Raw genomic sequence first — 10639 nt, 5'->3', positions numbered from 1 at the left:
CTTTCCTCTTTCAGAGTCAAGCGATTATTTCACGCTTTTCTCTTCAACCGGCCCGGCTGTTTGTGTGAAGTGATTCACATCTGCCGTGTCGATGGAGGCGCATTATAGGGATCCCAGTTTTTAGCACAAGCATTTTTTCGATCTTTTCTGCTGACTGTTCTTTTTTCATTCTTTCCGCCGAAATACCACGCGATCCGTTCAAATAATGACACCATTTCCCCTTGATCAAGCTGAATATTAGGATCAAAGTCTTCTGTATAAAGCACATCAGTCGAGGTTGATATGTCTGCAGTACTCCGTCCCTATAAAGATCTTTTCCCCAAACAAGGCGATCGCGTCATGATCGACAGCAGCAGTGTGGTCATTGGCGATGTCCGAATGGGCGACGACGTTAGTATCTGGCCTCTGGTCGCCATTCGCGGAGATGTTAACTATGTCTCCATCGGTGCGCGCACCAATATTCAGGATGGCAGCGTGCTGCATGTCACCCATAAGTCCTCATATAATCCTGAAGGCAATCCCCTGATCGTTGGCGAAGATGTCACTGTCGGTCACAAAGTGATGCTGCACGGTTGCACGATCGGCAATCGCGTACTGGTGGGTATGGGATCGATTTTGTTGGATGGTGTAGTAATAGAAGATGAGGTAATGATTGGTGCCGGGAGTCTGGTTCCGCAAAACAAGCGGCTGGAAAGTGGCTTTCTCTATTTAGGCAGTCCGGTAAAACAGATCCGCCCCCTTACGGAAGCGGAAAAAGAAGGCCTGACGTACTCAGCCAATAACTACGTTAAATGGAAGAATGACTATCTGGATCAGGAAAGCCAGAACCATCCCTGATCGTCTTCATCACCCATACGGATCACATCGCTGGCTTCTTCTTCCAGATCCCAGCGATGTTCACGAAAAAGATTCAGCGGTACGCCCTCGCCAAAACGCTGCACCAGCGTTGCCCCTTCAATGGCACACATCATTTGCATGCCATTCACCAGGGCGGGAAAACAGACGGCTAGCTTTTCATGGTCCCACGCCTCTCTGTCCGGAAACTGGATCGCCTGATTCATGCCGACAGCTCCCTTTTAAGCACTTCAATCACAGGTTCGACTGCCGGCAATACACCGTGCCAGAGCATTACGGCGTGTGCCGCCTGGCCCACCAGCATTCCCAGCCCGTCAGCAAGCTTTTTTGCGCCCTGCTGTTCACACCAGTTCAGAAAAGGCGTTTTGCCTTTCTGGTAGAACATGTCATAGCAGTAAACCTGCGGGTTTACTAATGAAGAGGGAATAGCGGGAACATCACCATTAATACCGCTTGAGGTCGCATTAATGATCAGATCAAATTCACGTCCGCTCAGCGCGTCCATAGCTGTCGCATGGATACTCCCGGTATGAGCAAAAAGGGTGGCCAGTTCTACCGCGCGGGAATGGGTACGGTTGGTAATGGTCACGGCACAATCCAGGGAAAGCAGCGGGAGAATCACCCCACGCGACGCCCCTCCCGCACCGATCAGCAGGATGCGCGCGCCGGGTTTGATAAATGACAACCGTTCCAGATCGCTCAGCAAGCCAATCCCGTCCGTGTTGTCTCCCAGAATCCGACCATCATCAAGCCGTTTAAGGGTATTCACCGCTCCCGCCAGGGACGCACGTTCCGTTAACTCATCAGCGCGCTCGAATGCCTCTTCTTTAAAAGGCACTGTGACATTAGCCCCTTTACCGCCACCAGCAAAGAAACTCTCCAGCGTCGCCACAAAGGCATCGACAGGTGCAAGCACGCGCCCATAAGGGTGCTCGATGTTCAGCTGCTGCGCAAACTGCTGATGAATAAACGGCGACTTGCTGTGAGCGATTGGATTACCAAAAACGGCGTACGTTTCCATCTGATTACCCCTGGCGAAAACGTTCGCCGGTCAAAGCATCACGAATTTCTGACGGATTCAGACGGCCACCGGTTTCACCGATAACCACAGGGAAATCGTCACCAAACTGCGCGAATACCTCTTCCGAGGTGCGGCAAGGAGGCAAGCCCGTCAGATTGGCACTGGTAGAGACCAGCGGTTTACCAAAACGATTACAGAGATCGATAACCAGGGGATGGTCAGTCACGCGAACGGCTAGTGAATCAAATCGTCCCGTCAGCCACCGCGGTGTTGTCGGCAGAGCCGGGAACACAAAGGTTACGGGGCCAGGCCAGGCTGCAAAAATGGTTTCACGCTGTGCTGACGTCAACATGGAATCATCAATATAAGGTTTAAGCTGTTCGAAACTGGCAGCAATGAGAATCAGCCCTTTTTCAACCGGTCTCTGCTTGAGTGTTAACAGTCGCGTTACGGCGACTTCGCTGTCGGGATCGCATCCCACCCCAAAAACAGCTTCTGTTGGATAAGCGATGACATCTTCTTTATTCAGTACGTCCACCGCATGCGCGATGGAGCCTGATTGCAGGTTATTATTCACTTTTCTGATCCGCCGAAACCGGCTTTCCACATTGTTTACTGGCGCAAAAACGCTTCATGCCTTGCGCCGTTTTCTTCTCGATAAGTAGTGGGTAGTGGCACTCAGGACAGCTCCCCGCCACCGGTTTGAAATTGGTAACGAACTGACATTCAGGATAACGATCGCAGGAGTGGAATGTCTTACCATAACGTGAACGCCGTTGAACAAGATGGCCGCTGCCGCACTGCGGACAGGCCAGGGCTGTTTCATCGGGTTTATCAATCTGTTCAGTATGATCACATTCAGGATAGCGGCTGCAGCCGATAAACATGCCAAAACGGCCCTGACGCAACGCCAGATCGCCGCCACATTGCGGGCATGCCTGTCCCTCCAGAACTTTAACAATATGCCCGTCCGCCTGACTTTTCAGGGGACGGACATAATTACAGTCTGGATAGTGTGAACAACCGAGAAACGGCCCGTGTTTACCGGACCGGATAACAAGCTCTGCCCCGCACTGCGGACAGGGCTCGTTTTTATGCACCGTAAATAGTGCTGATTTGGCCATAACAACTCTTGGTGCTGCATCATGAATTAATGCAGCATACCTTCATTCACTTCAAAGAGTAATTCTTCCATTTGCTGATAGGCATTTTCACAGCCTGGTATGTTGAACAGAACCATCAGGATGACCCACTTCAGATCTTCCAGCTCAAATTCTGCCGTATCCAGCGCCATGACGCGCTCTATCACCATTTCTCTCGTTTCGAGGTTCAGCACCTGAATCTGCTCAAGGAATAAAACAAATCCCCGGCAACTGGCATCCAGCCTTTCACACTCTTCAGCCGTATAGATGCGTACAGACAGCGGATCGGAAGCTAGCTGCATCGGTTCGGCGAGGCCTTCCTGATAATCAGCCAGTTTTTCGAGCCATATTAACGCGTTGTAAATATCTTCCCGTTCGAAACCTGCATCGGTGAGATCGCGTGTAAGTTTGTCCTGATCCACGCGTGCTTCAGCTTCGTTATGGATGTAAGTCTCAAACAAATACATGAGTACGTCGAACATGGCTTGCCCTCCTTAATCGGACATAGCCGCCGGGTACAGCTGCGATCCATCCTGCTAACTCCAGTTCGAGTAGCTGTGCTACCGTTACTGGCACAGGTTGGCCGGCACGTTCAGCGACAACGTCAACAGGTGTTACCTCATCTCCTACGTTAGCCAGGAGCTCAGGAAATGGCAATGCTACCTGCTCCTGATCTGCAGAATAAAGCCAATTTTTGGGATCCTCCGGCAGCCCGTTAAGGCCATATCGCAAACTTTCCAGAATATCTTCTACCGCCGTCACCGGCGTGGCGCCTTGCTTAATTAACCAGTGCGGCCCCTCACATCCAGGGTTCCCTATCGCGCCTGGCAGCGCAAAAACTTCGCGTCCCTGCTCAAGCGCGCATTTTGCGGTAACGAGTGAACCGCTTCTGATGAGGCCCTCTATAACAAACACCCCCTGACTAAGGCCGCTAATAATGCGATTGCGCCGGGGAAAATTACCGGGCCAGGGAGGTGTAGCGAGGGGAAACTCCGAAACGACGGCACCACCGCTCTCAACAAGACGCTTGGCCAGTGAGATATGACGGCGGGGATAGAGCCCCGATAAGCCGTTCCCTAACACCGCCACGCTTTTCCCCTTAACGGCGAGCGCGGCGCGATGTGCAACGCCATCAATCCCACAGGCCAGGCCGCTGGTAATCGTCAGGCCCGCCTGGGCTAACTGTTCGCAAAGGATTGTTCCCCACCGCTCTCCGTACCAGGAGTGGGAACGGCTGCCAACGACGGCTAACTGCAGGCTCGACAGCACCTGTACATCTCCTCTGACAAACAGGGCGCCCGGGTAGTCTGTAATGGCGCGTAACTGAACCGGGTACAGGGCGCTGTCTGCCCTGATCAAGTGATGACCCGGCTCAGCCAGCCATTCCATGCTGCGCTCAATTTCATGCGGCGAAAGTGTAAAGAACCGCGCCTTTTGCTTTTGGGTCAGCCCCATTGCATCCAATAGCGCAGCATTAATATGGGGTTCACGCTGCAACTGCTGCGCTATCGCCACCATCTTATCGCCGTACAGTTCTCCAATGCTTATCAGGCGTAACCATATCTCTGTGGATGTCATCCTTTCCCCTGCCACAAGCCGCTATAGCAATCTTTGCGATTGGTCACTGATGCTGTCAATCAGAGGGGGTTTTGTCTAGAATAGAGGGTATATTCTTATCAACTCCTGAACACGACTCTGGAAATATATGGCAGTTTTGCAAGTGTTACATATCCCGGACGAGCGCCTTCGCAAAGTCGCCGAACCGGTTAAAGAAGTGAATGCAGAAATTCAACGTATCGTTGATGATATGTTCGATACGATGTATGCCGAAGAAGGCATCGGTCTTGCGGCTACGCAGGTTGATATTCATCAGCGCATTATCGTCATCGACGTTTCCGAAAACCGTGAAGGACGCCTGGTACTAATTAACCCGGAGTTACTGGAAAAAAGCGGCGAAACCGGAATCGAAGAAGGTTGTCTCTCTATTCCTGAGCAGAGAGCGCTGGTTCCTCGCGCTGAGAAAGTTAAAATTCGCGCGCTCGATCGCGACGGTAAGCCGTTCGAACTGGAAGCAGACGATCTTCTGGCAATCTGCATTCAGCACGAGATGGATCATCTTGTCGGTAAGCTTTTTATCGATTACCTCTCGCCACTGAAACAGCAGCGTATTCGTCAGAAAGTAGAGAAACTGGATCGCATGCGCGCTCGCGCATAACGTGACCCCGGATACAAGGATTAACGTGTCTACATCACTACGTATCATCTTCGCAGGAACACCTGACTTTGCAGCGCGTCATCTGGACGCGCTGTTGTCGTCTGGCCATCAGGTTGTAGGCGTTTTTACCCAGCCCGATCGCCCGGCTGGCCGCGGTAAAAAATTGATGCCGAGCCCGGTTAAAGTACTGGCAGAAGAACACAGCCTACCGGTGTTTCAGCCCGCTTCGTTACGGCCGCAGGAAAATCAGCAGTTAGTTGCTGATTTAAATGCGGATGTCATGGTGGTTGTGGCCTACGGCCTCATCCTGCCAAAAGCGGTGCTGGATATGCCCCGCCTGGGTTGCATTAATGTCCACGGCTCTCTGCTTCCGCGCTGGCGCGGGGCGGCACCAATACAACGTTCGTTGTGGGCCGGAGATGCCGACACGGGTGTGACGATCATGAAGATGGACGTTGGTCTGGATACCGGCGACATGCTTTATAAGCTCTCTTGCCCCATTACTGCCGAAGACACCAGCGCCACGCTGTATGACAAACTGGCAGAACTTGGGCCAAAAGGTCTTATTGATACGCTGCAACAGCTGGCAGATAACCGTGCCCGGCCTGAAGTTCAGGACGAAGCTCTGGTAACCTATGCCGAAAAGCTTAGCAAAGAAGAGGCCCGCCTCGACTGGACCCTTTCCGCAGCCCAGCTTGAACGTTGCATCCGGGCATTTAATCCCTGGCCAATGAGCTGGCTGGAGATAGACGGTCAACCGGTGAAAGTCTGGCAGGCCTCCGTTATTGCCGGACAGGCAAACGCCGCACCCGGGACGATTATCGAAGCCAGTAAGCAGGGTATTCAGGTCGCAACTGTTGAAGGGATCCTGAATCTGGAATCCTTACAACCTGCAGGTAAAAAAGCTATGAGCGCGCAGGACCTTCTGAACTCCCGCCGCGAATGGTTTACGCCTGGCAATAGTCTCGCCTGAGATCATCTCCATTTAAGGCCCGGTGTATCCGGGCATTTTTATTTTTGCGGTTATGAAAAAACAAAATTTACGCAGCCTGGCAGCACAGGCGATTGAGCAAGTGGTCGAACAGGGCCAATCCCTGAGCAATGTCCTGCCACCGTTACAGCAAAAAGTTTCTGATAAAGACAAGGCACTGCTTCAGGAGTTGTGCTTTGGCGTCTTGCGCACGTTACCCCAGCTGGAATGGCTGATTGGCAAGCTGATGGCGCGCCCGATGGCGGGCAAACAGCGCGTGCTTCACTATCTGATCATGGTCGGCTTCTATCAGCTGCTGCATACCCGTATTCCGCCTCATGCCGCACTGGCTGAAACCGTAGAAGGTGCAGTTGCGGTAAAACGTCCGCAGCTTAAAGGGCTGGTTAATGGCGTATTACGCCAGTTCCAGCGCCAACAGGATGAGTTGCTGGCGGAGTTTGCCCGTTCGGAAAAACGTTTCCTGCACCCGGAATGGTTATTAAAACGCCTGCAAAAAGCCTATCCTCAGCAGTGGGAAACGCTGGTTGAGGCAAATAACCAGCGACCGCCAATGTGGTTACGCGTCAACCGCAATCACCACTCTCGCGATGCCTGGCTGGCGCTGCTGGAAGACGCCGGGATGAGCGGATTCCCGCACCCGGATTATAGCGATGCGGTTCGTCTGGCCACACCGGCTCCGGTGCATGCCCTTCCTGGCTTTGAACAAGGCTGGGTTACCGTTCAGGATGCCTCCGCCCAGGGTTGTATGACCTGGCTTGAACCGCAAAATGGCGAGCGTATTCTCGACCTGTGCGCCGCGCCTGGCGGCAAGACCACGCATATTCTGGAAGTCGCACCGCAGGCAAGCGTCATGGCCGTCGACGTTGACGAGCAGCGTCTTTCTCGCGTCTACGATAACCTTAAACGTCTGGGCATGAAGGCCGAGGTTAAGCAGGGCGACGGGCGCACCCCTGCTAAGTGGTGTGGTGATGAGCAGTTCGATCGTATTTTACTGGATGCCCCTTGCTCTGCTACCGGCGTGATCCGCCGCCATCCGGATATCAAATGGTTACGCCGCGACCGGGATATTAATGAGCTGGCGCAGCTGCAGTCAGAGATCCTGGATGCTATCTGGCCACATCTGAAAACTGGCGGGACGCTGGTATATGCCACCTGTTCCGTACTGCCAGAAGAGAACAGTCAGCAGATCGCCGCGTTCCTGAAGCGTACTTCTGACGCCCGTCTGCATCTGACAGGTACAGCAGATCGACCTGGCAAACAAAATCTGCCTGGCGCAGAAGAAGGCGACGGCTTCTATTACGCTAAGCTAATCAAAGAGTGATGTTGATAACGGGTCACAAGATATGAAGATAATCATTCTGGGCGCGGGACAGGTGGGCGGCACGCTGGCAGAAAACCTGGTCGGTGAGAATAATGACATCACTATCGTTGATACTAATGGCGATCGTCTCCGCAGCCTGCAGGATAAATTCGATCTGCGAGTCGTGCAGGGGCATGGCTCTCATCCGCGAGTATTACGTGAAGCGGGTGCTGATGATGCCGACATGCTGGTTGCTGTCACCAGTTCAGATGAAACCAATATGGTTGCCTGTCAGGTCGCCTATTCATTATTCAATACGCCAAACCGCATCGCGCGGATTCGTTCCCCGGATTATGTGCGCGATGCTGATAAGTTGTTTAATTCCGATGCGGTGCCTATCGACCACTTAATAGCCCCTGAACAGTTGGTTATCGACAGTATCTATCGGCTTGTCGAATACCCGGGCGCACTGCAGGTGGTGAATTTCGCGGAAGGTAAAGTCAGCCTTGCGGTGGTAAAAGCCTATTATGGCGGCCCACTGATTGGAAATGCACTCTCCACGATGCGCGAACATATGCCACACATTGATACCCGCGTCGCCGCCATTTTCCGTCATGACCGCCCTATTCGTCCGCAAGGCTCCACCATTGTCGAAGCCGGGGATGAAGTGTTCTTTATCGCTGCATCCCAGCATATTCGTGCGGTGATGAGTGAGCTTCAGCGACTGGAAAAACCCTATAAACGCATCATGCTGGTCGGGGGCGGTAATATCGGTGCCGGCCTGGCTCGCCAGCTGGAAAAAGATTACAGCGTTAAATTGATCGAACGCGATCAGCAGCGAGCTTCTGAACTGGCAGAAAAACTGCAAAATACGATCGTTTTTTATGGCGATGCATCGGATCAAGAGCTGCTTGCCGAGGAGCATATCGATCAAGTCGATCTTTTCATTGCGGTTACCAACGACGATGAAGCCAACATCATGTCAGCGATGCTGGCTAAAAGGATGGGCGCTAAGAAGGTCATGGTGCTTATTCAGCGCAAAGCCTATGTCGATCTGGTGCAGGGAAGTGTTATCGATATTGCGATTTCTCCTCAGCAGGCCACCATATCTGCCCTCCTGAGTCATGTGCGTAAAGCAGATATCGTTGGTGTGTCTTCCCTGCGTCGTGGGGTGGCAGAGGCTATCGAAGCCGTGGCTCATGGCGATGAAAGCACGTCTCGCGTAGTGGGACGAACCATTGACGAGATTAAGCTCCCGCCGGGTACCATTATTGGCGCGGTAGTGCGGGGTAACGATGTAATGATCGCTAATGACAACCTGCGCATCGAGCAGGGCGATCACGTCATCATGTTCCTGACAGATAAAAAGTTTATTACCGACGTCGAACGTCTTTTCCAGCCAAGTCCTTTCTTCCTTTAATACCTGAAAGGTGCTGTTATCAGCACCTTTTCTTTTTAACCCAATAATATGTAAGGGTTATATTTCTGTGACGTATGTCTCTCTTCAATGGCAATTCGCTAATGATTTGTTAGACTTGTATCTGTCAGCTGGCACAAGGAGCATATAATGAGTTTTATTAAAGAGTTTCGCGAATTTGCGATGCGCGGAAATGTTGTAGATTTAGCAGTGGGTGTAATTATTGGTGCGGCGTTTGGTAAGATCGTTTCATCACTGGTTGCCGATATCATCATGCCCCCACTGGGACTGCTAATTGGCGGCATTGATTTCAAACAGTTCGCTATAACCCTGCGTGAAGCACAAGGTGATATTCCTGCGGTAGTCATGCACTACGGCGTGTTTATTCAAAACGTATTTGATTTTGTGATCGTTGCTTTCGCCATCTTCATGGCTATTAAGCTCATCAACCGACTGAACCGTAAGAAAAAAGAAGAACCGGCTGCACCGCCAGCCCCATCGAAAGAAGAAGTGTTGCTGACAGAAATTCGTGACTTACTGAAAGCGCAGAACAACCGCACTTTGTAAGCCTCTGAAAGCAAGAAGGCCAGTGGTAAGAAAGCGATTTGCTTGCTTGCCACTGGCCTCCCAGTTACCCCGTTTTGCATGTTTAGTTTTACGCAGATAACTTCCTTTCCCTTTCTTATTCTTTTCAATCCGCTGCCTGAATAAAGGATCATGTAATAATGCTTCGATAGCGTTATCCTTGATCTGACCTTTCTTATGCTGATAGTGGCTCATAATTTCTCCGGTATATAATAGATCCACGCGAGTGTAGAATCCGTTGACAATAAAATCAATAGCCGCGAGTTTCTCCATTTGCCCCTTGTTCGAGGGTTTCAAGGATGGAGCAGTAAACGCTGCTGTGTGCCGTTCCACAGCAGGCATCGTTCAGCCGCTGCAGAGACAGACGCATAGTTTGTAACTCTTCAATACGCGCTTCGACTTCACTCAGCCTCGCCTGCACGATGCTTTTTGATTCCTGGCAGGTATGATGTTCAGGATCGATACGGATCGACAGCAGTTCGCGGATCGATTCCAGCGTAAATCCCAGCTGCCGGGCATGGCGGATAAATTTCAGACGCTGCAGATCCTTATCGGTATACAGCCGAAAGCCACCTTCAGTACGAACCTCATGCTCCATCATCTGCTGCTTTTCGTAATAACGAATGGTATCTGGCGTGACGTCAGCCAGCTTCGCAATCTCACCAATACGATACATTACTCGTCCTCATTCATTTTTTGCGCTAGCCGATCAGCATAGTCACCGTGCAGGAAATTTGTGTTCACACCCGCCTGTCGAAGCTTAAGCTCAAGAAGTGCGAGACGACGGCTGTATTCCTTGTGCTCATTAGAGCCCTGCGTGACCGTAGAGAGTAATTGAGTAAGCTCAACCGCCTGTTTACGCTGTTCAAGCTCTGGTGGCAGACAACCTGCATTTTTCAACATCCGATAGCCCGCTCGCAGCTCAGCAGGAACATGGGAATCATCGTCCAGGATTAGCGGGTGACCACTTCCGGGTAGGTTATCAAACTCACCCTGACGTTGGGCATCAAGAATGTGTCGTTCTGCCCATTGGTCGAGTAACCACATAGCAAAACTCCGCAAAGATTGAAAAGAATATGACTATTGTAGAAAAGTGGGGATTTAGCAGATATA

At 51.7% G+C, this 10639-nt stretch carries 15 protein-coding genes; 6 read left to right on the top strand and 9 right to left on the bottom strand.

Annotated features, from left to right (window positions below; translation table 11 throughout):
• Window positions 1–282 precede the first annotated feature (282 nt).
• A complete protein-coding gene (locus tag WFO70_RS22215; protein WP_337019376.1) occupies window positions 283–837 on the top strand; it encodes a gamma carbonic anhydrase family protein in 555 nt (184 codons plus the stop codon).
• Here the strand turns inward: WFO70_RS22215 and WFO70_RS22210 are convergent.
• The 6 genes from WFO70_RS22210 to dprA are packed head-to-tail and all read right to left on the bottom strand — an operon-like array spanning window position 813 to window position 4596.
• Window positions 813–1061, bottom strand: a complete 249-nt coding sequence (locus WFO70_RS22210; RefSeq protein WP_337019374.1) for a DUF1488 domain-containing protein — start codon at window positions 1059–1061, stop codon at window positions 813–815. The genes WFO70_RS22215 and WFO70_RS22210 overlap by 25 nt on opposite strands.
• Complete coding sequence (aroE, locus tag WFO70_RS22205) at window positions 1058–1876, bottom strand: shikimate dehydrogenase (RefSeq protein ID WP_337019372.1); 819 nt, start codon at window positions 1874–1876, stop codon at window positions 1058–1060. Before aroE ends, WFO70_RS22210 begins: the two co-directional genes overlap by 4 nt.
• Window positions 1877–1880: 4 nt before the next feature.
• Window positions 1881–2453, bottom strand: coding sequence for an L-threonylcarbamoyladenylate synthase type 1 TsaC (gene tsaC, locus WFO70_RS22200; RefSeq protein WP_337019370.1), 573 nt, complete (start codon window positions 2451–2453; stop codon window positions 1881–1883).
• Window positions 2446–3000: a DNA topoisomerase family protein gene (locus WFO70_RS22195; protein ID WP_337019368.1), complete on the bottom strand. Its 555-nt coding sequence runs from the start codon at window positions 2998–3000 to the stop codon at window positions 2446–2448. Before WFO70_RS22195 ends, tsaC begins: the two co-directional genes overlap by 8 nt.
• Before the next feature lie 26 nt (window positions 3001–3026).
• Window positions 3027–3500 (bottom strand): DUF494 family protein Smg, encoded by a 474-nt coding sequence (gene smg / locus WFO70_RS22190; RefSeq protein ID WP_032614670.1) that lies wholly within the window; start codon window positions 3498–3500, stop codon window positions 3027–3029.
• Window positions 3472–4596 (bottom strand): DNA-protecting protein DprA, encoded by a 1125-nt coding sequence (gene dprA, locus WFO70_RS22185; RefSeq protein WP_337019366.1) that lies wholly within the window; start codon window positions 4594–4596, stop codon window positions 3472–3474. Before dprA ends, smg begins: the two co-directional genes overlap by 29 nt.
• Window positions 4597–4723: 127 nt before the next feature.
• On the opposite strand from dprA, the gene def reads away from it, so the two are divergent.
• From def to mscL, 5 genes are all read left to right on the top strand, one after another.
• A complete protein-coding gene (gene def, locus WFO70_RS22180) occupies window positions 4724–5233 on the top strand; it encodes a peptide deformylase (RefSeq protein WP_142487322.1) in 510 nt (169 codons plus the stop codon).
• A 25-nt stretch (window positions 5234–5258) separates the two neighbouring features.
• Window positions 5259–6206: a methionyl-tRNA formyltransferase gene (fmt, locus tag WFO70_RS22175; RefSeq protein ID WP_337019363.1), complete on the top strand. Its 948-nt coding sequence runs from the start codon at window positions 5259–5261 to the stop codon at window positions 6204–6206.
• 52 nt (window positions 6207–6258) lie between these two features.
• Window positions 6259–7545 carry a 16S rRNA (cytosine(967)-C(5))-methyltransferase RsmB gene (gene rsmB, locus WFO70_RS22170; protein WP_337019361.1) on the top strand — a complete coding sequence of 429 codons (1287 nt, stop codon included), beginning with the start codon at window positions 6259–6261 and terminating at the stop codon, window positions 7543–7545.
• Window positions 7546–7567: 22 nt separating this feature from the next.
• Window positions 7568–8944 carry a Trk system potassium transporter TrkA gene (trkA, locus tag WFO70_RS22165; protein WP_337019359.1) on the top strand — a complete coding sequence of 459 codons (1377 nt, stop codon included), beginning with the start codon at window positions 7568–7570 and terminating at the stop codon, window positions 8942–8944.
• A 147-nt stretch (window positions 8945–9091) separates the two neighbouring features.
• Window positions 9092–9508: a large-conductance mechanosensitive channel protein MscL gene (gene mscL, locus WFO70_RS22160; protein WP_325934464.1), complete on the top strand. Its 417-nt coding sequence runs from the start codon at window positions 9092–9094 to the stop codon at window positions 9506–9508.
• Here the strand turns inward: mscL and WFO70_RS22155 are convergent.
• From WFO70_RS22155 to WFO70_RS22145, 3 genes are read right to left on the bottom strand one after another with little or no spacing between them, the layout of a single operon-like run.
• Window positions 9476–9721, bottom strand: coding sequence for an alternative ribosome-rescue factor A (locus WFO70_RS22155; RefSeq protein ID WP_337019378.1), 246 nt, complete (start codon window positions 9719–9721; stop codon window positions 9476–9478). The two genes, mscL and WFO70_RS22155, sit on opposite strands and share 33 nt — an antisense overlap.
• 55 nt (window positions 9722–9776) lie before the next feature.
• Complete coding sequence (gene zntR, locus WFO70_RS22150) at window positions 9777–10202, bottom strand: Zn(2+)-responsive transcriptional regulator (RefSeq protein WP_337019356.1); 426 nt, start codon at window positions 10200–10202, stop codon at window positions 9777–9779.
• On the bottom strand, window positions 10202–10573 hold the full coding sequence (locus WFO70_RS22145; protein ID WP_337019354.1) for a DUF1992 domain-containing protein: 372 nt from the start codon (window positions 10571–10573) through the stop codon (window positions 10202–10204). Before WFO70_RS22145 ends, zntR begins: the two co-directional genes overlap by 1 nt.
• Between the last annotated feature and the right edge of the window lie 66 nt (window positions 10574–10639).

This window comes from Leclercia sp. AS011, from assembly GCF_037152535.1.
Classification (GTDB): domain Bacteria; phylum Pseudomonadota; class Gammaproteobacteria; order Enterobacterales; family Enterobacteriaceae; genus Enterobacter.
The sequence above is the reverse complement of the archived record's forward strand: the minus strand, read 5'-3'. Positions and strand labels throughout refer to the sequence as shown.